Here is a 23445-nt window from a genome sequence, read left to right on the forward strand (position 1 = left end):
CGCAACGACCGACCGGACGACCGCCCGAGCGCCCGGCCGGAGGCTCGGCCCCGTCCCGCCGGCGCCCCGCCGGCGCCCCGGCGGCGGCTCAGCGGCGGCCGCCCGCCAGCCGGGAGAACTTGGCGACCTCGAAGGTGGCGTACGAATTCGAGGCCAGCAGCGAGAACTTGATGCCCTCGCGCCCCTCGGGGCGCCGGTACCCGTTGGGCAGGAAGCGCTTGTAGTGTTCGGCGGCGCGCTGGAAGAACTGCGGGCGCTCGGCGCGGGTCAGGCAGCCGGGCAGGTCGAAGACGAACAGGTAGTGCCGGATCATCCTGGTGAACAGGTGCGGGCGCACCGTGGAGGTGACCGGTTCGGCCTCGGCGGGCTGGGCGTCCAGCAGTTCGAAGGTGCTCTGGTAGCGGTCGAACACGTCGAAGTGGGTGGCGCCCTCGCTGCCCGCCGGGTGCAGGGTGTGGCGGCGGCGGATGGTGACGCACTCGCGGTCCAGCACCGCGACCCGGGTCGCGGCCAGCAGCGAGCGGTGCACCGCCGAGACCTCCTCGTAGAAGCCGTCCGGGAAGGCCGGGATGGTCCCGCTGCGCATCAGCCGGTCCCAGACCAGCGGCGGGGCGCCGAACAGTTCGGGGCGCTCGGCGGGGGAGAACACCTCCGGCCCGGCGGCGGCCAGCAGTTCGGCCGCGTTGCCCGGCCAGCGCTTGCCCCGGTACTCCCGGGCGTGGCCGAACAGCAGCACGTCGACCTCGCCGGTCTCGGCGAGCCGGGCGTCCATCGCCTCGAAGGCGTCCTCCGGCAGCAGGTGGTCGGCGTCCAGGAACAGCAGGTACTGCCCGCGGGCGTGCGCCGCCCCCGCCATCCGGGCCCGCCCGATGCCGGTCTCGGTGTCCGTCCGCAGCACCCGCACCCGGGCGTCACGCAGTTCGTACGCCTCGACCAGCCGCTCCGGACAGTGCTCGGACGGGGTCTGCACCACGATGATCTCGAATTCGCGGAAGGACTGCCCGAGCAGCGAGTCGAGGCATTCCTTCAGTTGTCCTTGCTCGTCGTAAGCGGGCAGCACGACGGTGATCAGTGGTGGGGCCATGGCCGGGAGGCTAGGGGCGGGGACAGCCCCAGGCAAAGGTCGGAAGCCGCACCAAAGCGGCGATACCGGACATCGGCCACGGGAAGTTCGCCAAATCTTCACCGAACGGACACGTGTGTGCGCTGAAATGTCCGGATACAGGACGGATCGCCGTGACTTGCTGACGTATCGTCAGATGTACGCACCGTGCTGGAGCTGCGGAGACGCCGTGCGGGCGGCCCGCACGGCGGCCCGGTCAGTACCAGTTGTGCGACTGCCAGAACGACCACGCCGCGCACGGGCTGCCGTACGTCTCGTTCATGTACTGCAGGCCCCACTTGATCTGGGTCACCGGGTTGTCCCGCCAGTCGGAACCCGCCGAGGCCATCTTCGACCCCGGCAGCGCCTGCATCAGCCCGTACGCGCCCGAGGACGCGTTGGTCGCGTGCACGTCCCAGCTGCTCTCCCGCTCCACGATGCTGGAGAAGCACTGCAGCTGGGCCGCCGGCACGATCTGCGCCGCGATCTGCTGCGGCGTGCCGCTGTACGCGGACGAGGACGAGGACGAGGACGAGCCGGACGCGGTGGCCGAGGGCGAGGCGGTCGCGGCCAGCGACGGGCGCTGCTGCGCCCGGGAGGCCGCCGAGGCCGACGCGGACGCCCGGGCCTTCGCCTCCGCGGACGCCTGGGCCTTCGCCTCCGCGGACGCCTGGGCCTTCGCTGCGGCCTCCGCCTTGGCCTTCGCCTTCGCGGCGGCCTCCGCCTTGGCGTCCGCCTCCGCCTGTGCCGACGCGGACGCGCTGGCACTGGCCTCCGCCGATGCCTGCGCGGACGCCGAAGCGGCCGCGTCGGCCTCCGCCCGGGCCTGTGTCGAGGCGGACGCGGCGGCGTCGGCCTCCGCCCGGGCCTGCCGGGAGGCGGCGGCCGAGGCCGAGGCGGCGGCGGACCGCGAGGCGAAGGCGTCCGCGGCCTGCTGCGGCCCGGCGGCCGGGGTCGGGTCCGCGACGGCGTCGGCGGTGGCCGCGCCCTGCGGCAGCGCGAGCGCCAGGGTGGCGGTCCCGGCGACGGCGAGCGTCGCGATGCCCGTCACCAGGGCGGCCCGGTGGCGGTGGAGCTTCTCCGAAAGGGTCAGGGTCCTGCGATGGTGCACGGAGACCTCTCCTCGCGCGGGGGCCGGACGGCCGGACGGACACGGTGGCCGCCGACCGGGACGCGGAGCGGGCCGGGGCCCGGCGGCCGGGGAACGGCCGGGGCGCGGCGGACGCACGCGGTGGCAGGGAGTGCGGCGGACGGACCGGCCGGCCCCTGGCGGACGGGACATTCTTGGCAGACGCCGGAGAGCCGAACAATGGCCCCCGAAACTACGCACCGTAGTAGTCGAACCGGCGGTGGAGGCAGTGAAAGCCGGGCTTACCCGGCCCGCCGAACGGACAAACCCACCCGCACCCGACTCTTCGTCCACCCGCCGCTGACCTGCGCGTTCGCCGCCCCCGCGACCCGCCCGACGGTCACCGCCGGCGCCCGTCCCCGCGATTCGCCGCCCACCCACTATCCGGGGCAGTAGACCACCGCCCCGATGTGCTCGGGCTCACAGGGGGTGACCGGGAACCGGAACCGCACCACCACCCACCGCAGCCGCCCGGACACCCGCCGTCCACCGCCCGCCGACCCGCCGTCCGGCGCCCCCGGCCCGGTACGGATACTGACCCCATGATGATCGCGGTGATGGCGGTGGCGGCCCTCGGGCTGCTCGGGGTGGCGCACTGGTACCTGTGGCGGCGCACGGTCCGCGACGTCTCCCGCCCCGGCGGTCGGTACCGGCGCACCGGCACCGTCCTGGCCTTCCTGCTGCCCGTGCTCATGGTGCTCGCCCCGATCGGCGGCCGGGCCTTCCCGCTCGCCGTGGAACGCTGGTTCGCCTGGCCCGGCTACCTCTGGATGGCCGTCAGCATCTACCTCCTGCTCGCCCTGCTGGCCGGCGAGGCCCTGCGCCCGCTGCTGCTCCGCCTGCACCGCCGCCACGCCCGCCGCCGGACGCCCGCGGCGGCCGTCACCGCCCCCGCGCCGGTCACCGTCCCCGCCGCACCGGCAGAGCCCGCCGCGCTGGCAGAGACCGCCGTACCGGCAGAGACCGCCGCACCCGCTGCACCCGCCGCGCCGACAGAGCCCGCCGGGCCCGCCGCCGTCGAGGCGTCCCGGCGGCTGTTCGTCTCCCGGGTGGTGGCCGGGAGCGCGGCGGCGGTGGCCGTCGGCGTGGTCGGCAACGGCGCGTACGGGGTGCTGCGCGGGCCGCGGGTCAAGCAGGTGACGGTGCCGCTGGCCAAGCTCCCGCGCGCGGCGCACGGCTACCGGATCGCGGTGGTCAGCGACATCCACCTCGGGCCGATCCTCGGCAAGGCGCACACCCGGCGGATCGTCGACACCATCAACGCCGTCCAGCCCGACCTGATCACCGTGGTCGGCGACCTGGTCGACGGCACCGTCCCCGAGCTCGGCCCGGCCGCCCGCCCGCTGGCGGACCTGCGGGCCAGGGACGGGGCGTACTTCGTCACCGGCAACCACGAGTACTTCTCCGGCGCCGCGCCCTGGGTCGAGTTCGTCCGCGAGCTGGGCGTCCACCCGCTGGAGAACGCCCGGGTCGAACTGCCCTGGTTCGACCTGGCCGGGGTCAACGACATCGCCGGCACCGCGCAGGGCCAGGGCCCCGACTACGCGCGGGCGCTGGACGACCGCGACCGGACCCGCGCCGCCGTGCTGATGGCCCACCAGCCGGTCACCATTCACGACAGCGTGCGGCACGGCGTCGACCTCCAGCTCTCCGGCCACACCCACGGCGGCCAGCTCTGGCCCGGCAACTACCTCGCCGAACTGGCCAACCCCACCGTCGCGGGCCTGGAGCGCTACGGCGACACCCAGCTCTACGTCACCCGCGGCGCGGGCGCCTGGGGCCCGCCGGTCCGGGTCGGCGCGCCCTCCGACATCACGGTGGTCACCCTGGCCTCGCTGCGGGCCTGAGCCCCGTTCGCGGGCCTGAGCCCCGTTCGCGGGCCTGAGCCCCGCTGCCGGCCTGAGCCCCGCGCGGGTCCGGACGGTGCTACCGGGGAGCGCGGTCGTTGAGGATCTTCTGGAAGATCACGTGATCGCGCCACTCGCCGTCGATGTGCAGGTACTCCGGCGCCGTGCCGATCCGGGTGAAGCCGCACTTCGCCAGCACCCGTTGCGAGGCGAGGTTGGCGAGCAGCGTGCCCGCCTCGACCCGGTGCAGGCCCAGCAGTTCGTCGGCCGTGCGGCACGCCTGCAGCGCGGCCGCGGTCGCCAGTCCGCGCCCGGCGTACCGGGCGTCCACCCAGTAGCCGAGATTCGCACTGCGGAAGGGGCCGAGCGCCACGTTGGAGAGCGCCACCCACCCGACCACCTCGGGCCCGGCCGCCAGCACCCACGGGACCGAGCGCCCGGCCTCCCGCTCCTCCAGCTGGCCGCGCACGCGTTCCGCCTGCCCCGCCTCGGTGAAGAAGCCCTCGGGCCGGCGGGGCTCCCACGGGCGCAGGTGATCGCGGTTGCGCAGGTAGGCCCGGTACAGCGCGGGCGCATCCGCTCCTTCGAGGGGACGCATGACAACACCGTTGAGGACGACGGAAGGAGGTACACAGATCACCGCGCCATGGTAGGCACCCGCCCGCACGCCCCTCGCTCAGGGGCGGGGGCGGGGGCGGAGCGGGCCGAGGGCGGCGAGGAGGGCGTCGTCCAGCGGGTGCTCCCAGGACGCCAGGCAGACGTGGGTGCGTTCCCAGTCGAAGACCAGCAGGGCCACCCGCCGGTCCGCCCAGTGGTGGCGGACCCCGGGCCGGGGCACCCCGGTGACGGTGACGGCGGTCTCCTCCAGGTCGGCCGGCCCGAGCAGCCCGGCGTGCTCCGGGCGCCCGCGGTGGCCCAGCAGGTTGCGCAGCGCGGCCCCGCTCTGCTCCCGCTCCACGGACTGGGCGACCACCAGCAGCGGGGCGGAGCGGCGTCCGGCGGTCAGGTAGGAGTGGATCACCGAGTCCACCACGCGCGGCCCGCCGCCGCTGTCCGTCCCGCCGACGACGGCCGGGCCGCGCTGCCCGCTCCAGTCGGGGATCCCGAGAACCGGGAAGTCCGTCATCTCTCCTCCGCCCGCAGACGCCTCGGCCCGCCGCCGACGGTACCCGACCGGAGCGTCCGGCCGAGGGGCCGCGAGGAGGGCCCGCCGCCCGGGGGTGAAAGTTTCACCGGGGCGGGGAGGTCCGGGCGGTTCCTGCTGCGGGTTCGGCGGGGGCGGGCCCGGCGGCCTTGACGGGGGGTCACGGGGCTGGCTGCATGGGCGCCTCCGCCGACCGACGATCCCTGCCGGGAGAAGACCTGCCATGCGCTCACCCCACCCCGTTCGAGCCGCGCTCTCGCTGACCGTGCTGCTCGCGTCCGGACTCGGACTCGCCACCGCCCCGGCCCAGGCCGCGCCCGCCAAGCCCGCCGCGTCCGGGGCGCGGACCCTCGCGCCGGACACCCGGTTCTACGTCGACCCGGCGAGCAAGGCCGCCCAGCAGGCGCTGACCGACCTCAAGGCCCACGACCTGCAGGGCGCCCTGGCGATGGCCGAGTTGGCGTCCTGGCCGGTCGCGCAGTGGTTCAACGGGACGGCGACCCCGCAGCAGACCACCGACGCGATGGCCGCGCTGCAGGCCAAGGCGGCCCGGGCCAAGCAGGTGCCGGTCACCGTCGCCTACAACGTGCCGGGCCGGGACTGCTCGCAGTACTCGGCGGGCGGCGCGTCCAACAGCACCGAGTACGCGGCCTGGATCGACGCGCTGGCCCGCGGCATCGGCGACCGCAAGACCGTCGTGATCCTGGAGCCGGACGGCCTCGCGCTGTCGCCCGCGTTCTGCGGCGGCACCGCCGCCCAGCAGCAGGACCGCCTCGCCGAGATCTCCGGCGCGGTGAACCGGCTGGAGCAGCAGCGCGGCGCGATCGTCTACCTGGACGCCGGGCACAGCACCTGGCAGAACGTCGGCACCCAGGCCCAGCTGCTGATCGACGGCGGCGTCGCGAACGCGCAGGGCTTCTTCCTGAACGTGTCGAACTACCAGACGGACGCCTCGCTGACCCGCTACGGCACGCTGGTCTCCAAGTGCGTCTGGTACCTGCAGAACACGCCGGGCGCCACCGCCGACTCCTGCGCCAACCAGTACTGGCCCGCCGCGGACGCCGACGCCTGGTACGCCGAGCGCGTCCCGGCCGACGCGAAGCTCACCCACTTCGTGATCGACAGCAGCCGCAACGGCCAGGGCCCGTGGACGCCGGAGCCCGGCAAGTACACCGGCGACCCGCAGACCTGGTGCAACCCGCCGGCCCGCGGCCTGGGCACCCGCCCCACCGCCGACACCGGCCAGGCCCTGCTGGACGCCTTCCTCTGGATCAAGGTCCCCGGCGAGTCCGACGGCAGCTGCACCCGCGGCACCGCCGGCCCGGCCGACCCCGAGTACGGCTCGGTCGACCCGATCGCGGGCGGCTGGTGGCCCGAGCAGGCCCGCTCCCTGGTGGCCGGCGCCGCCCCGAAGCTGACCTTCAACACCAACCTGCTGCCGCGGCACTGACACCGCGGCACCCACGGACGCCCGGGCGGGCACTCACCCGCCCGGGCGTCCGCCGTACTGCCCCCGCAGCACCGGGCCCAGCTTGCGCTGGACCGAGCGCAGCCGGCGCAGGGACTCCGCGTCGTCCCACCCCGTGGTGGTGCTCCACTCGGTGCCCGAGCCGACCAGGTCGCTGGCGAAGACGACCTCGGCGGCGAGCAGGACCCGGGCCCAGTCCGCCGCGGACAGCGGCAGGTCCCCGCGGAGCTCCGCCGCCAGCCGCCCGCAGCCCGCCAGCAGGTCCGCGGCGTCGGCGAAGCCCAGCGCGTAGGCCATCGCGTCCCCGCTGCGGGCCGGCCCGCCCCACTCGCCCAGCGCCCGCGCCAGGAACCGGCACTCCGCCGCGTCCAGCAGCTCACTCGGCCTCGGCATCCCGACCACCCCTCCCGTCGCCGTCGCCGTCGCCGTCGCCATTGCCGTTCCCGTTCCCGTCGCCCTCCGCGTGCCGGGCGACGACCTCCCGCACGGCGGCCAGGAAGCCCTCCACAACGGCCCGTTCGGCCGCCGACAGCCCCTCGACCAGGGCGGCCACCTCGCCGATCAGCGGGCCGAAGAAGCCCTGGCCGAGTTCCACCGCCCGCCCGGTGACCTCCAGCAGGACGCGCCGCCGGTCGTGCGGGTCCCGGGTGCGGCGGACCAGGCCCAGCCGCTCCAGCCGGTCCAGGACGGCGGTGGTGCCCGCCGAGTTGACGCCCAGCTCGCGGCCGAGCCGCCCGGGCGTGGCGGGCACGCCCTCCCGGGCGGCGTCCAGCAGGGCGATCAGCGCCCGCAGGTCGGTCGGGTGCAGGCCGTGCCGCTGGGCGAACGAGGCCGCCAGCAGGTCGAGTTCGACGGTGAGCGCGCGCAGCCGGTGCACGGTGCGCAGGCCCGGTCCGGGATCGTCCATCGGTTCGTCCTCTCGGGGGAGCGGTTGTCCGCAGGGGCTCCGGCGTGCATATTATCTCGCTCGGCGAGAAGATTGCCGAACGAGAAGATCGCCGAGCGAGAAACCCGTCCACGAGGCGCCCGTCCAGGGGAGAACAGCATGGGATTCGACCGGTCCGCCTTCCTGTCCGCCTACGACACCCTGCTCGACCGCTGGCCCGTCCCGGTCGACACCCTCGACCTGGACACCCCCTGGGGCACCACCCGGGTCAACGCCGCCGGACCGCCCGGCGCCCCGCCCCTGCTGCTGCTCCACGGCGGCGGCGCCACCGCCGCGAGCTGGTGGGCCAACGCCGCCGAACTCGCCCGCACCGCCCGGGTGTTCGCCGTCGACCGGATCGGCGAGGCCGGCCGCTCCACGGCCGACGGCCGCACGCCCCCGCGCACCCCCGAGCAACTGCACGGCTGGCTCGACGCCGTCCTCGACGCGCTCGGCGCCGACCGCGCCGACCTGTGCGGCCACTCCTACGGCGGCTGGATCGCGCTGACCTACGCGCTGCGCCGCCCCGACCGGGTCGCCCGGCTGGCCCTGCTCGACCCCACCGGCTGCTTCACCGGCTACCGCCCCTCCTACCTGCTGCACGCCGCCCCGATGCTGGCCCGCCCCAGCGAGCGCCGGGCCCGCGCCTTCCTCGGCTGGGAGACCGGCGGCGCCCCGCTCGACCCGGACTGGACCCGCCTGTACGGCCTGGCCGCGACCTTCCCCGCCACCCGCCCGGTCACCGGCCCCCGCCCCGCCCCGCAGGCCCTCGCCGCGCTGGAGGCCCGCTGCCTGCTGCTCCCCGCCGCCGACAGCCGCACCCACCACCCGCGCGCCCTGGCCGCCCGCGCCGCCCGGCTGCTCCCGCGCGCCGAGGTCCGCACCCTGGCGGGCGTCTCCCACCACGGCCTCCCGTACCTGCGCCCGGACGCGCTGAACGCCGAACTGACCGGCTTCCTGGCCCGCTGAGGCCCGGAGCCGGACCCCGGGGCGGCGGGGTCCGGGAGGCGGTCCATACTTGGGCGATCCGTTCGTCGAGAGGCGCCGCCCGCATGGCCGAGAACCCCACCGCCCCGCGCAGGGCGCTGCTGCAACTGACCGGCGTGCGCCGCTCGTACGGCGGCCGGGAGGTGCTGCACCCCGTCGACCTCGCGCTGGCGGCCGGCGAGTGCGTGGCGCTGCTCGGGCACAACGGCTCCGGCAAGTCGACCCTGCTGCGGGTCGCGGCCGGCCGCGACCTGCCGACCGGGGGCACGGTGCGCTTCGACGGCCTGCCGATGGACGAGAACGACCCCCGGATCCGGGCCCGGGTCGCCGTGGTCGGCGACACCGTCGCCCACTACCCCGACCTGACGGTGCGCGAGCACCTGCTGCTGGTCGCCGTCGCGCACGGGGTCGCCGACGCCGCCGACTGGGTCGACCAGGTGCTGGAGGGCCGCTCGCTCACCGAACGGGCCGACGCGCTGCCCTCCGCCCTCTCCTCCGGCCAGTTGCAGGCCCTGCTGCTGGCCTGCGCCCTGGTCCGCCCGCGCGACCTGCTGCTGCTCGACGAGCCCGAGCAGCGCCTCGACCCGGAGGCCCGCCGCCGGCTCGCCGAACTCCTGAAGGCCGAACTCGCCGACGGCGTCGCGGTGCTGCTGGTCACCCACCACACCGACCTCGCCCTGGAGGTCGCCGACCGGGCGGTGGTCCTGGAGGACGGCCGGATCCTCCGGCAGGGCCCGCCCGCCCGGGTCCTCGCCGCCGGCCTCCCCGGCGCCGGAACGGCCGGCCCCCGGTGAGCCGCGCCGAGAGCGCGGCCGAGAGCGCGGCCGCGACCGGGGCCGGGACGGCGGTGGGCCCGGGGGAGCCGGACGCGGCCGCCGCGCCCGCCGAGTGGACGGCGGACGACGACTGGACCGACGAGGCGCTCGCCCTGCTGCGCGCCCTGCGCTCCCCGCACCGGCGCAACCGGGCCAAGCAGGTCGCCTTCGCGCTCTACTGCACCGTGCTGATCCTGCTGGTCTGGGGCGGCGTGCCCAGTCTCGGCCTGTTCCTGCAAGCCTCGATGGGCGCCGACTACACCGGCCGCGGCCCCGCCCTGCTGGCCGCCCTGCCCAGCGGCGCCGCCGCGGTCGGCCTCGCCGTCCTGCTGCTGGCCGTCCGGGACGGGCTGTGGCGCGGCCCGGTCGTCCCGCCCCGGGCCACCATCGACTGGCTGCTCGCGCACCCCGTCCGGCCCCGCCCGGTCCTGCGGCCCTGGTTCTGGCTCTCCTGCGGCCTGGCCGCCTTCCCCGGCCTGGTGGTCGCACTCGGCGGCATGGTCGTGCTCGGCCTGACCGTGCGCACCGGCCTGCCCGCCGCCCTCGGCTGGTGCCTGCCCGGCGCGCTCTGCCTGCCGCTGCTGGGCGTCTGCGCCGGCCTGCTGGTCCAGCGCGACCCGCGGGCCGCCCGCTGGGCCCGCCTGCTGACCCCGTACGCCACCGTGCTCGTCCTGGCGCTCGCCACCCAGAGCGCGCTGGCCGCCGCCGGGCACCCCGTGCACTGGCTGGAGCGGATCGAGCTGTGGTCGGGCCCGTGGGGCTGGGCGGGCCTCGCCGCGCTGGCCCCGACGCCCGCCGCCGTCACCGGCGGCGGGCTCGCCGCGGCCCTGCTGGTGCTGCCGACCGTGCTGGGCCTGCTGGCCGCGGACCGGGCCGCCGGCACCGTGCCGCTGGGCCTGCTGCGGGAGCGGGCCCGGACCGCCGCCGGCGTGCTGGCCGCGCTGCGGACGGTCGAACTGCGCGCCGCCCGGCTGGTCGTCGCCTCCGCCTCCGGCGCCTCCGACGGCGGCCGCCGCCGGGTGCGGCTGCCCGTGCCCCGCAAGCCCTGGCTGGCCCTCTACTGGCGCGACGCCCTCGCCCTGCTGCGCACGCCCGCCCGGCTCGGGCGCGCGGTGCTGCTGGCCGTGCCCGCCCTGCTCTGCGCCGTCCCGGCGCACGGCACCCGGGGCGTGCTCTCCTGGGCGGTCACGGTGCTCGCGCTGCTCTTCGGCTACCTGGCCCTCGCCCAGCTGCTGGAGCCCGCCCGGATCGAGACCGACGACGTGCGCCGCTCGTCCTGGTCCCCGTACCCGTTCGCCGGCCTGATGCTGCGCCACGCGGTGGTGCCCGCCGTGCTCGGCCTGGTCCTGTCGGTGGCCGGCGCGGTCGCGGTGCTGCTGCTCGGCGGCGGGGCGACGGCCTGGCTGGCGCCCCTCGCGGTGCCGCCGCTGATCGCGGCCGGCCTGGTGAACGCCTGCCGCGGCCCGGCCCGCCGCGACCTGCTCTACCGCTCGCCGCAGCCCACCGGCGGCGGGAACACCGGCATCGCGATGTTCGCCGCCTGGTACGCGGCCGGCCCCGCGGTGGCCCTGCCGCTGCTGGCCCTGCCGCTCTCGGCCGCGCTGCGGGCCGGGACGGCGCCCGGCCTGCCGCAGGCCGCGCTGATCGGCGCGGTGCTGACCGCCACCCTGCTCCAGTGGGCCCGCGCCCGGGCCGCCGCCCTGCCCGCCCGGGCCCGCCACTCCTAGCCGCCGCCCCGGGCTCCCGGCGGGGCCGGCCTACCAGCCGGTGCGCAGGCGGTAGGAGGCGGCCAGGTCGCGGACCTCGGCCGAGCGGACCACCTCGCGGCCCAGCACCGGGCGCAGGTGCTTGTCCAGCAGCCGCAGCACCTCCTCCGACAGCCGGGCCTTGAGGCCCTCCGGCCGGCCGGGCAGCAGGCCGACGGCGATGTGCACGAAGGCGACCAACTGGCCGTCCGCGGTGTCGACCCAGGTCTCCGCCGCCGGGCGGAAGAAGGTCTTGCACACGCCCCTCGACGCCACCCACTCCCGCACCAGCGGGTGCAGTTCGCGGACGAAACCGGGGCGGTCGAAGGCGTCGGCGAGCTGCGGCGAGTAGTCGACGGTGATGTGGGGCATGACGGGAACCTCTTCGCGCAGACGCTTGGCTTCTACATCCACCCATCCTCCCCCCGCCCCGCCCCGGCCCCGCGCCCGGGGTGCCCGCCCAGCGGACGCCCCGGCCCGGACAGCGGTCACCGGGGTCGCCGGGGCGGGCGCGGCCGGGTCACCAGCGGCCCCACCACCCCGGCGGCGGCGGATCCGCGGGCACCGCCGAGGGCTGCTCCGGGTGCAGGCCGAGCCTGCGCAGCGCCGCCGCGTCCACGCTCACCACCGCCACGCACCACCGCCGCCCGTCCGGCCCGAGGCAGTTCAGCAGGTCGAGGCGGACCTCACCGTCCCCCAGCGGGAACCAGTCGATGCCGCGGGCGCGCAGTCAAGCCCGCAACTGCTCCATCGCCGACGGCCGCTTCGCGGTGTTCCGGTACTCCAGCACGGCCACCCACTGCTCCTCGTCCTCGTCCACACGGCCCAGTCTGCCCCCGAGCTGACCCGCTGTCAGGTGAACAGGCCCCGGTCGAAACCGGCTCGTCAACCGGGAAATCCGGGCGCGGCCATTGGCCCGGTCCGAGCCGGGAGTGTAGGAATGGGCGTATGACCCGGTTTCGGGCGGCACCCGACGGACCCGGCGCGACGGACCAGGTCCCTCCGCGACGGCGGTCCGGCGCGCCGCGCCCCGTTCCTGCGGCACCCCCGGCCCCCGCCCCCGCCGGACGGCCCGGATGACGGCCGCCGGGCCCGGGACCGGCCGGCACCGCGCGCCCGAACCCGTCCTGGTCCGCGAAGGCGTCCTGCTGCTCGACGCCGCCCTGGTGCTCCAGCACGCCAACGCCGAGGCCCGCCGCCTGCTCGACCTGCCCGCCGACTGCGAGGGCCGCCCGCTCGGCACGCTCGGCCTGCCCGAGGCGCTCGGTGCCCTGCTGCGCCGCGGCGGCGAGCTCACCGACGCCCCCGTCCCCGTGCACGGCCGCGTCCTCACCGTCGACCTGCACCCCGCCGACCGCACCGGCGGCACCCCCTGCCGGATCGCCACCCTGCGCGACAGCGCCCCGCTGACCGACCCCGACACCGCCCGGCTGCGGCTGGAACTGCTCTACCGGGCCGGCGCCTCGATCGGCACCACCCTGGACATCACCCGCACCTGCGAGGAACTCGCCGCCGCGCTGGTCCCCGCGTTCGCCGACTTCGCCAGCGTCGACCTGTACGAGGGCGTCCCGGCGGGCGGCGAACCGCGCCCCGACCGGGGCCGCCCGCTGCGCCGCGCCGCGCTGGCCGGCGTCACCGACCTGTCGCCGCTGCTGGCGCCCGGCGCGCCCGTCCCGCTGATCCCCGGCACCCCCCGGGCCCGGGCCGTCGCCGGACAGTGCTCGGTGGTCGAACCCGACCTGTCCGCCGCCCTCGCCGCCTGGGACGACGTCAGCCCCGGCACCGTCGACGCGATGCGACGGCAGCAGGTGCACACCCTGGTGACCGTCCCGCTGGCGGTCGGCGGGACGCTGCTGGGCGTGGCCACCTTCTGGCGGGCCCGCCCGCGCCCGGCCTTCGACGAGGAGGACCGCACCCTCGCCGAGGAACTCACCGCCCGCGCCGCCGTCCTGGTCGAGAACGCCCGCCGCTACACCCGCGAGCACACCATGGCCGTCGCCCTCCAGCACAGCCTGCTGCCCGCCGGGCTCCCCGAGCAGCACGCCCTGGAGGTCGCCTCCCGCTACCTGCCCGCCCAGGCCGGCGTCGGCGGCGACTGGTTCGACGTGATCCCGCTCTCCGGCGCCCGGGTCGCCTTGGTGGTCGGCGACGTGGTCGGCCACGGCGTCCACGCGGTCGCCACCATGGGACGGCTGCGCACCGCCGTGCACACCTTCTCCTCGCTCGACCTCGCCCCGGACGAACTGCTCGGCCACCTCGACGCCCTGGTCAACCGCCTCGACCAGGAGCACCCCGCGCCCGACGGCGCCGAACGCCCGATCACCGGCGCGACCTGCCTGTACGCCGTCTACGACCCGGTCGCCCGCCGCTGCACGCTGGCCCGGGCCGGGCACCTGCCGCCCGCCCTGGTCCACCCCGGCGGCCGGGTCGAGATCGTCGACCTGCCCGCCGGGCCGCCGCTCGGCGTCACCGGCCTGCCCTACGAGACCGCCGAACTCGAACTCCCCGAGGGCAGCAGCCTGGTGCTGTACACCGACGGGCTGCTCGCCCCCCGCGGCCAGGACCTCGACCACGGCCTGAAACTGCTGCGCGCCGCCCTGGCCCGCCCCGGCCGGGACCCCGGGCAGACCTGCGAGGACCTGCTCGCCGCGCTGCTGCCCAGCGACCCCGCCGACGACGTCGCCCTGCTGGTCGCCCGCACCCGCGCGCTGCCCGCCGACCACGTCGCCGACTGGGACGTCCCCGCCGACCCCGCCGCCGTCGCCCGGATCCGCGCCGCCGTCACCCGCCGGCTCGACGACTGGGGCCTGGCCGAGCAGGCGTTCGCCGCCGAACTCGTGCTCAGCGAACTGATCACCAACGCCATCCGGCACGCCGCCCCGCCGATCCGGGTCCGGCTGCTCCGCGACCGGGCGCTGATCTGCGAGGTCTGGGACGGCTCGGCCACCTCCCCGCACCTGCGCTACGCCACCGACACCGACGAGGGCGGGCGCGGCCTGTTCCTGGTCGCCCAGCTCGCCGAGCGCTGGGGCACCCGCTACCCCGCCAGCGGGAAGGTCATCTGGGCCGAGCTCCCGCTGGGGGAGTGAACGGCCGCACCCCCGGCGGCCGGGCCCCCGGCGGCCGGGCCCGCGCCGGGACAGCGGGCCCGCGCCGCGGCCTCACTCCTCGCAGAGCTGCTTGAACAGCTCCAGGTCGGCGCGCACCGCCTCCTCCACCGCCGTGCTCGGCACCGGGCCGTCCGCCGCGCCCAGTGCCCCCGCCAGCTCCCCCGGGTCGTACTCCAGGCGCAGCTGCACCCGGGTGTGCGCGGCGTCCAGCGGGCGCAGCGCGAAGGTGCCGCGCAGCGGCGGGCCGTCCACCGTCTCCCAGCTCATCACCCGGCCCCGCCCGTGGTCGGTCAGCTCCGCGTCCACCGCGTGCCGCCCGCCGCCGAACTCCACGTCCAGGTGCGCGTGGTGCCGGCCGTGCGCGCTGGCGTGCACCACCCCGGCGACGAACAGCGGGTACTCCGCCACCCGGTGCAACTGCGACCAGGCCGTCCCCACCGGGGCGGTCACCTCGATCTGCTCCTCCAGCGTCCGCATCGGCCGCACCTCCGCGTCGGGTCCCCCCTCCAGCCTGCCAGGGACCGGGCCGGGAGACGACAGCGCACCGCCCCCGGCCGTCGCGGCGGCCGGGGGCGGTGCGGGGGAGGGGCGCGGTCAGGCCGTCGGGAAGTCCCCGTCGAGGACCGCGGCCAGCCGCAGGTACGGGGCGGCCTCGGCGGCCCGGCCCTGGCGCTCCAGGACGCGGCCCAGCACCAGGTGCGCGTAGTGCTCGACCGGGTCGCGCGCGATCACCTCGCGCAGCTGCTCCTCGGCCCGCCGCAGCTGGGCCGAGTGGTAGTAGGCGCGGGCCAGCAGCAGGCGCGGGCCGACCTGCTCGGGCACCTCGTCGACCACCCCGGCCAGGATCAGCGCGGCGTCCGAGTACGCCTTGGAGTCGAAGAACAGCTGGGCGCGGGCCCAGCGCTCGGCGGTGGTCTCGTCCGGGGACACCAGGGACGCACTGCCGTGGCGGAGGTCGGTGGTCATGCCTGCTCCTTCCCGTTTCCGGGTCCTGCCGGGCCGCGGCGGCCCGACAGGTGGTTGAACATTCACCCACCGGGGGGTATTCCACCGCCCGCCGCACCGCTCAGGACAGCTCCAGCAGCCGGTGCATGAACGGCACCGGCAGCGCCGGGTTCGCCGCCGCCGCCTCCGGCTGCGCGTCCGGCTCCAGCGCCCCCAGCAGCGCCCGCAGCGGCAGCCGCGGATCGCCCGCCGCCGCCCGCGCCACCACCGGGTCCCCGTCCGCCGCCAGCGCGGCCAGCACCCCGGGCCCCGGATCCGGGTCGCGCAGCGCCGCCAGCCGCAGGGCCGGCTCCGCCCGCCCCGCCCAGGCCGCCAGGCCCGGCGCCGCGAACCGCCCGTCCGCCACCAGCGCGGCCGGACCGAGCAACTGCTCGTACACCGAGCGCAGCAGCTCGCCCGGCGCGTCCGCGCAGTGCTCCGCCAGCGCCAGGCGCACCATCAGCTCCCGGTCCGCCGCCAGCACCGCCACCACCTCGTCCGGCAGCCGCTCCAGCGCGGCCACCGCGCAGCGCACCAGCGGGTGCGCCGACCGGGCCAGCCGCAGCAGCTCCGCCGGATCGCCCGCCCACCGCGCCACCCACGGCAGGGCCGGCGGCACGTCCGGCAGCCGGTAGGCCACCGCCGCCCGCTGCGCCTCCGTCAGGTCCGGGCGCAGCGACACCGCCAGGCGCACCGCCTCGTGCGGATCGGCCGCCAGCGCCAGCGCCAGGTCGGTGGGCAGTTGCGGATTGCCCGCCGCCGCGGCCCGGATCCGCGGGTCGTCGTCCAGCACCAGCCACTCGCCCAGCGCCCGCTCCAGCGGCGCCGAGGCCGCCGTCCGCTCCCGGCGCAGCGGGTCGCTCTCGGCGATGTACCCGGCCAGCGACACCGGCAGCTCGCGCTCCACCCGCAGCGCCCGGCGCACCGCGGCCCGCACCGCCTGGTCGCGGTCGGCCCGCAGCGCGGTGCGCACCGCCGGCGGCAGCTGCGGCCAGGAGTCCGCCCGCACCGCGGCGGCCCGCACCAGCGGCGAGGTGTCCTGGGCCAGCGCCACCAGCAGCTCCGGCGGCAGGCCCGCGCAGCCCGGCACCCGGCGGCGGGTCTCCGGATCGCCGTCGGCGGCCAGGCCGAGCAGGGCGGCCGGGGGCAGCGGCACCCGGTGCGCGGCCGTGGCGGCGGCCCGGCGCACCCGGCGCTCGTGGTCGCCGGCCAGCTCCGCCAGCACCGGCGCGGACAGCTCGGGCAGCTCGGCCAGCGCCGCCCGCACCGTCCACCGCGGGTGCCGCTCCGCGGCCGCCAGCACCGGCGCGGACAGCTCGGGCCGGCGGGCCAGCCAGCCGGGCTCCGCACCGTCCTCCAGCAGCCGCTCCAGCACCTCGGCCGGCGCCCCCGGATTGGCCGCCAGGCCGCTGCGCCAGGCCCGCGCGGGCGGCGGGCCGGACAGCGGGCGCCAGTCGGCGGCCGACTGATGTGCGCTCAGTTCGAGCACGTGCGAGTACCTCCCCCGGAACGACAAACGCCAACGACCCTACCCGCGCCGTCAGGTGGCGTGCACCGGTTCGCGCCAGGGAGGTACCGAGGGGCAGGAACGGCGTCGGAAGTGTGCGCACGATACGGACGTCCGAAGGAGGAACGCCCCCGCCGGTGGCACCGGGTGCCAGTGGCGGGGGCGCCGCCCCCGGCCTCAGGGGGGGCTCCAGGGGGGCTCGGGTGACGCGGGGTCAGGACCGGGGGGCGAGGCGGAAGGTCAGCACCCGGCCGCCCTCCTCGCTGGTCACCAGGTGCACCCGGGCGCCGATCGGCACCGCGCCCGGCAGGCCGCCGAGCACCGCCGCCTGCACGGTGAACCCCTCGTCCAGCACGATCAGGTACGCCCGTCCCGGCTGCGGGCCGCGGCGGGTCGGCCGCAGCAGGCGCTGCACGGTGCCCTGGCCGCAGGCCCGGGCCGGGGTCAGGTCGGCCGAGCCGCACACCGGGCACAGCAGGCAGGCCGCCGAACTGGCCGAGTGGCACCAGCGGCAGCGCCGGTAGTCGAGCTCGGCCTCGCCGGGCTGCGCGGGGAAGGCCGGTGCGGGGGACGGCTGCTGGGGGAAGGGGGTGAAGTGCTGCGGGGCGAGCGGTGCGGACGGGGCGAGCGTGAGGGTCATGGCCGTCTCCTCCCGGGGGGCTGGGTGCGCCGCCGTACCGCCGCCCGGGAACGGGCGTGCGGTCGGGGCGCCTACCAGAAGGAAGGTATGGCACTCAGTGCCTCGTGTAAAGGTACCCAGTGCCAGTCTGCGCGGACGGCCGACCGGCGGGCCGCCGGGACGGCCCGGGCTCAGCCCTCCAGGGCCGCCTCCACGCCCTGCACCACCCGCCACATCGGGGTGCCCCGGCGGGCCACCATCACCACCACCTCGTCGTCCTGCGAGGCCGCGCCGGAACCGCCCTCGGCGCCGCCGCCCCAGGTGTCGACCACCAGTTTGAGCGCCTCGTCCACCGCCGCCCCCACGTCGCCCTCGCCGCCCGAGCGCAGCCAGGAGCGCAGCGCGTAGTTGTGCGCCGCCACCACCGCGGCCGCGATCACGTCCGCGCGCAGCGCGCCGTCCGAGCGGGCCGCGTACCGGGTCCGCAGGTGGCCCGCCAGGGTGCGCTCGTAGCGCCACACCACGGACAGCTCGTGGGTGCGCAGGGTGGGCACCTGCTTGGTCAGCCGGTAGCGCCCCACCGAGAAGGCCGGGTTGCCCGCGTACATCCGCAGCACCAGCCGGGCCGCGTCGCAGACCTGCTCCACCGGGTCGCCCGCCGGGTCGGCCGCGGCCAGGAAGGCCGTCATGTCGGCCAGGCAGCCGTCGTGGTCGGGGAACACCACCGCTTCCTTGGAGGGGAAGTAGCGGAAGAACGACCGGCGGCCGACGCCCGCCAGCGAGACGATGTCGTCGATCGTGGTCTGCTCGAAGCCCCGCTCGGAGAACAGCTCGAACGCCGCCTCCACCAGCGCGTCCCGCATCGTCGGCCGCGCCGGGCCGCCCCCGGCGGCCCGGTCCTGCTCCTGCACCTCGCTCATACCCGGACGGTAGCACCGAACAGGGTGTTCGGGCTGGGCTGGACGACACTCAGTGTGCATAATCGAGGGTACTGAGTGCCACACCGAGGAGACTGCCATGACCCAGGACTTCGACCTCTACCGGCTCGGCGAGGAGCACGAGATGCTCCGGGAGTCGGTGCGCGCGCTGGCGGAGGCGAAGATCGCCCCGTTCGCGGCCGCGGTGGACGAGGAGGGGCGTTTCCCGCAGGAGGCGCTGGACGCGCTGCAGGCCGCCGACCTGCACGCCGTGCACGTGCCGGAGGAGTACGGCGGCGCGGGCGCGGACGCGCTGGCCACGGTGCTGGTGATCGAGGAGGTGGCGCGGGCGTGCGCGTCCTCCTCGCTGATCCCGGCGGTCAACAAGCTGGGCTCGCTGCCGGTGCAGCTGGCCGGCTCGGAGGAGCTCAAGGCCAAGTACCTGGGCGCGCTGGCCCGCGGCGAGGGCATGTTCTCCTACTGCCTCTCCGAGCCCGAGGCCGGCTCGGACGCGGCGGGCATGCGCACCCGCGCGGTGCGCGACGGCGACTTCTGGGTGCTCAACGGCGTCAAGCGCTGGATCACCAACGCGGGCGTCTCCGAGTACTACACGGTGATGGCCGTGACCGACCCGGAGAAGCGCTCCAAGGGCATCTCGGCCTTCGTGGTGGAGAAGGGCGACGCGGGCGTCTCCTTCGGCGCGCCGGAGAAGAAGCTCGGCATCAAGGGCTCGCCGACCCGCGAGGTCTACTTCGACAACGTGCGGATCCCGGCCGACCGGATGATCGGCGAGGAGGGCACCGGCTTCGCCACCGCGATGCGCACCCTGGACCACACCCGGGTCACCATCGCCGCCCAGGCGCTCGGCATCGCCCAGGGCGCGCTGGACTACGCCAAGGGCTACGTCAAGGAGCGCAAGCAGTTCGGCAAGGCGATCGCCGACTTCCAGGGCGTCCAGTTCATGCTGGCCGACATGGCGATGAAGCTGGAGGCGGCCCGGCAGCTGACCTACGCGGCGGCGGCCAAGTCCCAGCGCACGGACGGCGACCTGACCTTCTTCGGCGCCGCGGCCAAGTGCTTCGCCTCCGACGTGGCGATGGAGATCACGGTGGACGCGGTGCAGCTGCTCGGCGGCTACGGCTACACCCGGGACTACCCGGTGGAGCGGATGATGCGGGACGCCAAGATCACGCAAATCTACGAGGGCACCAACCAGGTGCAGCGGATCGTGATGGCGCGCAACCTGCCCTAGCGGCACGGCGTTTCCCCTCGGGGGCGCGGGGGGCGAACCGGCTCCCCGCGCCCCCGGCGGCGTTCCGGGGCGAGTGGTTCCGGTCACAGGCGGGGCTCGGGCACGGTTCGCGGCGTGAGCGAAGTCCCGGGAGCCGGGCGGGAGTTGGCCGGAAATGACCGGGGAACGGGGCACTCCGGAACGGCTCTCCGCGGCACGGGGTGTCGACCCGATGTGGCGGGGGATCTAAGGTATGCCTTAGCTTACTGGGCGGTCGCCGGGGAGTTCCCCGGAGCGGCCGCCGCATCGGCCCGACCCCCGCGTCCCCTCGTCCCTGGAGTGAGCATGCCCGCCCGCCGCACGTCCGCCGCCGCCTTCCTCGTCCTCGCCGTGGCGAGCGCCGCGCTGGTGGGGTGCTCCAAGAAGGACGACGGCAAGGGCTCCGCGGACGGCGCCTCCGGGCCGGTGCAGGTGACCGCGACGGACAGCGCGTGCGAGCTGTCGAAGACCTCCTTCCCGGCCGGGCACGTCGAGCTGGCGGTGGCCAACAAGGGCGGCAAGGTCACCGAGGTGTACGTCTACGCCGAGGGCGACAAGATCGTCACCGAGCGGGAGAACATCGGCCCCGGCACCAAGGTGACCATCAACGCCGAGATCAAGGCCGGCACCTACGAGGTGGCCTGCAAGCCGGGCATGACCGGCGACGGCATCCGGCAGAAGATCACCGTCACGGCCGGCGCCTCGGCCTCCGCCAAGGCGGACGACCGGCTGACCCAGGCGGTCACCGACTACCGGAAGTACGCCCAGGAGCAGGCCGACGCGACCATCCCGGTGGTGGAGCAGTTCGCCGCCGCGGTCACCGCCGGGGACGTGGAGAAGGCCAAGTCGCTGTTCGCCGCCTCCCGGGTCGGCTGGGAGCGCACCGAGCCGGTGGCCGAGAGCTTCGGCGACATCGACCCGAAGACCGACACCCGCGAGGACGCGCTGGAGGAGGGCCAGAGCTGGACCGGCTGGCACCGGATCGAGAAGTCGCTCTGGGAGGACGGGAAGATCGGCGACGAGGAGAAGACCCTCGCCACCCAGCTGGTCGCCGACCTGAAGGACTGGCAGACCCGCATCCCCAGCGCCGAGATCACCCCCACCGGCATGGCCAACGGCGCCAAGGAGCTGCTGGACGAGGTCTCCAAGAACAAGATCACCGGTGAGGAGGACCGCTACAGCCACACCGACCTGTCGGACTTCGCCGCCAACGTCGAGGGCGCCCGCCAGGCGTACGAGCTGCTCAAGCCGGTCGCCTCCGAGAACGAGCCGGAGCTGTCCAAGACCCTGGACAGCGAGTTCGAGAAGATCACCGAACTGCTCGGCAAGTACCGCAACGCCGACGGCACCTACACCTCCTACGACAAGGTCACCGAGGACGAGCGCAAGACCTTCTCGGACGCGGTGAACTCGCTGGGCGAGCCGCTGTCCAAGCTGGCCGCCGCGGTCGTCGTCAAGTAACGGCGGCCCCGGGCCCGCGGGTGCGGCCGTCCGACGGTCAAGCCCAGGTCAAAGGGGACGGGCCGCGCCGGGAGCCCAGGTAAGGGCAGCGTAAGCTAAGTCTCCGTCAGGGTGCTGCCGCGACCGCGGCAGCACCCGCACCCGGTCACACGTCCGAGAGGGAACGCCAGAGATGGACGCCGAGAACGAGCAGCAGGCGGCCCCCGCCGAGGGCGGCGGGCAGGCGCAGCGCGCCGGGCTCAGCCGACGGGCCGTCATAGGCTGGGCGGGGGCCGGTGTCGCGCTCGGCGCGGCCGCGGTGGGCACGGTGGCCGCCGCGACCATGTCGGGCGAGGACTCCGCCGCCGCGCCGCAGAACCCGGAGGTCCCGTTCTACGGCGAGCACCAGTCCGGCATCTCCACCCCCGTCCAGGACCGGCTGCACTTCGCCGCCTTCGACGTGATCACCGACGACCGGGACGCCCTGGTCAAGATGCTCAAGGAGTGGACCAAGGCGGCCGCCTCGATCACCGGCGGCCGCGAGGTCGGCGGCGGCGCGGTCGGCGTCGTCCCCGAGTCGCCGCCGGACGACACCGGCGAGGCGCTCGGCCTGCCGGCCTCCCGGCTCACCCTGACCATCGGCTTCGGGCCCACCCTGTTCGAGAAGGACGGCCAGGACCGGTTCGGGCTGAAGGCCAAGCGCCCCGAAGCCCTGGTCGACCTGCCCAAGTTCAAGGGCGACCGGCTGGAGGCCGCCCGCAGCGGCGGCGACCTCTGCGTCCAGGCGTGCGCCGACGACCCGCAGGTCGCGGTGCACGCGATCCGCAACCTGGCCCGGATCGGCATGGGCGTGGTCAACGTCCGCTGGTCGCAGCTCGGCTTCGGCAAGACCTCCTCCACCACGCCGGACAGCCAGACCCCGCGCAATCTGATGGGCTTCAAGGACGGCACCCACAACATCGCCGGGACCGACGCCGACGCGCTCGCCCAGCACGTGTGGGTCGCCCCCGGCGACGGCGCCGACTGGATGACCGGCGGCTCCTACCTGGTCGCCCGCCGGATCCGGATGACCGTCGAGACCTGGGACCGCGCCTCGCTCAAGGACCAGGAGGACACCTTCGGCCGCACCAAGATCGAGGGCGCCCCCTACGGCAAGCAGAAGGAACGCGACACCCCCGACCTGTCGGCGATGCCCGCCGACTCGCACGTCCGCCTGGCGCACCCCGACAGCAACGACGGGCTGATGATCCTGCGCCGCGGCTACTCCTTCACCGACGGCACCGACGGCCTCGGCCGCCTGGACGCCGGACTGTTCTTCCTGGCGTACCAGCGCGACACCCGCAAGGCGTTCGTCCCGCTGCAGACCAAGCTCGCGGCCAACGACAAGCTGAACGAGTACATCACCCACGTCGGATCCGCCCACTTCGCCTGCCCGCCCGGTGTCCGCAAGCCCGGCGAGTGGTGGGGCCAGACCCTCTTCGGCTGACCCCCGCCCCTTCCCTCTCCCTTCCGAAACGAGGAGAACCGCCGTGTTCGCCAACTACCTGATCGGCCTGCGCGAGGGCCTCGAAGCCAGCCTGGTGGTCTGCATCCTGATCGCCTACCTGGTCAAGACCGGCCGCAAGGACCGGCTCGGCCCGGTGTGGACCGGCGTCGGAGCCGCCGTCGCGCTGGCCATGGCGTTCGGCGCGGTGCTGCAGTTCGGCTCCAACCAGCTCTCCTTCGAGGCCCAGGAGGCGCTCGGCGGCAGCCTGTCGATCATCGCCGTCGGCCTGGTCACCTGGATGGTCTTCTGGATGCGCCGCACCGCGCGGCACCTGAAGAGCGAACTCCAGGGCAAGCTGGACGCCGCGCTCGCCATGGGCACCGGCGCCCTGGTCGTCACCGCCTTCCTGGCCGTCGGCCGCGAGGGCCTGGAGACCTCGCTGTTCATCTGGACCGCCGTCCAGTCCACCGGCGACGGCTGGAACCCGCTGGTCGGCGCGACCCTGGGCCTGCTCACCTCGGTCGTCCTGGGCTGGCTGTTCTACCGCGGCGCGCTGAAGATCAACCTGGCGAAGTTCTTCACCTGGACCGGCGGCATGCTGGTCGTCGTCGCCGCGGGCGTCCTCGCCTACGGCGTGCACGACCTCCAGGAGGCCGACTGGATCCCCGGGCTGCACGCGCACGCCTTCGACATCTCCACCACCATCCCCGCCGACAGCTGGTACGGGACGCTGCTGAAGGGCGTCTTCAACTTCCAGCCCGACCCGACCAAGGCCCAGGTCTGGGTCTGGGCGCTGTACCTGGTGCCGACGCTGTACTTCTTCTTCCGCAAGCCCGCCGCCACCCCGCCGAAGACCGCCGCGCAGGCCCCGGCGGAGGCCAAGACCGTCTGAGTCCGCGGACCCGCGCACGAACCGCCCGGCCGCCGCGAGCACGCGGCGGCCGGGAGGT

At 75.8% G+C, this 23445-nt stretch carries 22 protein-coding genes; 10 read left to right on the forward strand and 12 right to left on the reverse strand.

Features of this window, described 5'->3' with window-relative positions:
• Positions 1-88: 88 nt before the first annotated feature.
• Together ABD345_RS18610 and ABD345_RS18615 are read right to left on the reverse strand one after the other, a co-directional pair.
• Positions 89-1084 (reverse strand): glycosyltransferase family 2 protein, encoded by a 996-nt coding sequence (locus ABD345_RS18610; protein WP_344553390.1) that lies wholly within the window; start codon positions 1082-1084, stop codon positions 89-91.
• A 235-nt stretch (positions 1085-1319) separates the two neighbouring features.
• Positions 1320-2213 (reverse strand): aggregation-promoting factor C-terminal-like domain-containing protein, encoded by an 894-nt coding sequence (locus ABD345_RS18615; RefSeq protein ID WP_344553392.1) that lies wholly within the window; start codon positions 2211-2213, stop codon positions 1320-1322.
• Between the two features lie 560 nt (positions 2214-2773).
• Here ABD345_RS18615 and ABD345_RS18620 point away from each other — a divergent pair.
• On the forward strand, positions 2774-4078 hold the full coding sequence (locus ABD345_RS18620; RefSeq protein WP_344553393.1) for a metallophosphoesterase: 1305 nt from the start codon (positions 2774-2776) through the stop codon (positions 4076-4078).
• A gap of 79 nt (positions 4079-4157) precedes the next feature.
• Here ABD345_RS18620 and ABD345_RS18625 read toward each other — a convergent pair whose 3' ends face one another.
• Together ABD345_RS18625 and ABD345_RS18630 are read right to left on the reverse strand one after the other, a co-directional pair.
• The gene (locus ABD345_RS18625) at positions 4158-4676 is read right to left on the reverse strand and encodes a GNAT family N-acetyltransferase (RefSeq protein WP_344553394.1); all 519 of its coding nucleotides are present in this window, start codon (positions 4674-4676) and stop codon (positions 4158-4160) included.
• A gap of 78 nt (positions 4677-4754) precedes the next feature.
• Positions 4755-5204, reverse strand: coding sequence for a hypothetical protein (locus ABD345_RS18630; RefSeq protein ID WP_344553396.1), 450 nt, complete (start codon positions 5202-5204; stop codon positions 4755-4757).
• 241 nt (positions 5205-5445) lie between these two features.
• On the opposite strand from ABD345_RS18630, the gene ABD345_RS18635 reads away from it, so the two are divergent.
• Positions 5446-6672, forward strand: a complete 1227-nt coding sequence (locus ABD345_RS18635) for a glycoside hydrolase family 6 protein (RefSeq protein ID WP_344553398.1) — start codon at positions 5446-5448, stop codon at positions 6670-6672.
• A 33-nt stretch (positions 6673-6705) separates the two neighbouring features.
• On the opposite strand, the gene ABD345_RS18640 is transcribed toward ABD345_RS18635, so the two are convergent.
• Complete coding sequence (locus ABD345_RS18640; RefSeq protein ID WP_344553399.1) at positions 6706-7083, reverse strand: hypothetical protein; 378 nt, start codon at positions 7081-7083, stop codon at positions 6706-6708.
• Positions 7067-7597, reverse strand: a complete 531-nt coding sequence (locus ABD345_RS18645) for a MarR family winged helix-turn-helix transcriptional regulator (protein WP_344553401.1) — start codon at positions 7595-7597, stop codon at positions 7067-7069. Before ABD345_RS18645 ends, ABD345_RS18640 begins: the two co-directional genes overlap by 17 nt.
• Positions 7598-7735: 138 nt before the next feature.
• Between ABD345_RS18645 and ABD345_RS18650 the strand changes: the two genes are divergently transcribed.
• The 3 genes from ABD345_RS18650 to ABD345_RS18660 all read left to right on the forward strand — a co-directional run bounded on the left by ABD345_RS18650 (position 7736) and on the right by ABD345_RS18660 (position 11144).
• A complete protein-coding gene (locus tag ABD345_RS18650; protein WP_344553403.1) occupies positions 7736-8584 on the forward strand; it encodes an alpha/beta fold hydrolase in 849 nt (282 codons plus the stop codon).
• 83 nt (positions 8585-8667) lie between these two features.
• The gene (locus ABD345_RS18655; RefSeq protein ID WP_344553404.1) at positions 8668-9396 is read left to right on the forward strand and encodes an ABC transporter ATP-binding protein; all 729 of its coding nucleotides are present in this window, start codon (positions 8668-8670) and stop codon (positions 9394-9396) included.
• On the forward strand, positions 9393-11144 hold the full coding sequence (locus ABD345_RS18660; RefSeq protein WP_344553405.1) for a hypothetical protein: 1752 nt from the start codon (positions 9393-9395) through the stop codon (positions 11142-11144). The genes ABD345_RS18655 and ABD345_RS18660 overlap by 4 nt, the downstream gene beginning before the upstream one ends.
• A gap of 30 nt (positions 11145-11174) precedes the next feature.
• Here ABD345_RS18660 and ABD345_RS18665 read toward each other — a convergent pair whose 3' ends face one another.
• Positions 11175-11534: a 5-carboxymethyl-2-hydroxymuconate Delta-isomerase gene (locus tag ABD345_RS18665; protein WP_344553407.1), complete on the reverse strand. Its 360-nt coding sequence runs from the start codon at positions 11532-11534 to the stop codon at positions 11175-11177.
• Positions 11535-12238: 704 nt separating this feature from the next.
• Between ABD345_RS18665 and ABD345_RS18670 the strand changes: the two genes are divergently transcribed.
• Complete coding sequence (locus tag ABD345_RS18670; RefSeq protein WP_344553408.1) at positions 12239-14251, forward strand: SpoIIE family protein phosphatase; 2013 nt, start codon at positions 12239-12241, stop codon at positions 14249-14251.
• A 72-nt stretch (positions 14252-14323) separates the two neighbouring features.
• Here ABD345_RS18670 and ABD345_RS18675 read toward each other — a convergent pair whose 3' ends face one another.
• From ABD345_RS18675 to ABD345_RS18695, 5 genes are all read right to left on the reverse strand, one after another.
• The gene (locus ABD345_RS18675; RefSeq protein WP_344553409.1) at positions 14324-14749 is read right to left on the reverse strand and encodes an SRPBCC family protein; all 426 of its coding nucleotides are present in this window, start codon (positions 14747-14749) and stop codon (positions 14324-14326) included.
• 117 nt (positions 14750-14866) lie between these two features.
• Complete coding sequence (locus ABD345_RS18680; protein WP_344553410.1) at positions 14867-15238, reverse strand: tetratricopeptide repeat protein; 372 nt, start codon at positions 15236-15238, stop codon at positions 14867-14869.
• A gap of 100 nt (positions 15239-15338) precedes the next feature.
• The gene (locus tag ABD345_RS18685) at positions 15339-16745 is read right to left on the reverse strand and encodes a hypothetical protein (RefSeq protein WP_344553411.1); all 1407 of its coding nucleotides are present in this window, start codon (positions 16743-16745) and stop codon (positions 15339-15341) included.
• A 232-nt stretch (positions 16746-16977) separates the two neighbouring features.
• Positions 16978-17403: a Zn-ribbon domain-containing OB-fold protein gene (locus ABD345_RS18690; protein ID WP_344553412.1), complete on the reverse strand. Its 426-nt coding sequence runs from the start codon at positions 17401-17403 to the stop codon at positions 16978-16980.
• Positions 17404-17573: 170 nt separating this feature from the next.
• Positions 17574-18302 carry a TetR family transcriptional regulator gene (locus ABD345_RS18695; protein ID WP_344553413.1) on the reverse strand — a complete coding sequence of 243 codons (729 nt, stop codon included), beginning with the start codon at positions 18300-18302 and terminating at the stop codon, positions 17574-17576.
• Between the two features lie 97 nt (positions 18303-18399).
• Here ABD345_RS18695 and ABD345_RS18700 point away from each other — a divergent pair, with 97 nt between their 5' ends.
• From ABD345_RS18700 to efeU, 4 genes are all read left to right on the forward strand, one after another.
• Positions 18400-19551: an acyl-CoA dehydrogenase family protein gene (locus ABD345_RS18700; protein WP_344553414.1), complete on the forward strand. Its 1152-nt coding sequence runs from the start codon at positions 18400-18402 to the stop codon at positions 19549-19551.
• 324 nt (positions 19552-19875) lie between these two features.
• Positions 19876-21030, forward strand: coding sequence for an iron uptake system protein EfeO (efeO, locus tag ABD345_RS18705; RefSeq protein WP_344553416.1), 1155 nt, complete (start codon positions 19876-19878; stop codon positions 21028-21030).
• 172 nt (positions 21031-21202) lie between these two features.
• Positions 21203-22495 carry an iron uptake transporter deferrochelatase/peroxidase subunit gene (efeB, locus tag ABD345_RS18710; RefSeq protein WP_344553417.1) on the forward strand — a complete coding sequence of 431 codons (1293 nt, stop codon included), beginning with the start codon at positions 21203-21205 and terminating at the stop codon, positions 22493-22495.
• A 43-nt stretch (positions 22496-22538) separates the two neighbouring features.
• Positions 22539-23387: an iron uptake transporter permease EfeU gene (gene efeU, locus ABD345_RS18715; RefSeq protein ID WP_344553418.1), complete on the forward strand. Its 849-nt coding sequence runs from the start codon at positions 22539-22541 to the stop codon at positions 23385-23387.
• The last annotated feature ends 58 nt before the right edge of the window (positions 23388-23445 follow it).

The sequence above is a fragment of the Kitasatospora saccharophila genome (assembly GCF_039529925.1).
Classification (GTDB): Bacteria; Actinomycetota; Actinomycetes; order Streptomycetales; family Streptomycetaceae; genus Kitasatospora; species Kitasatospora saccharophila.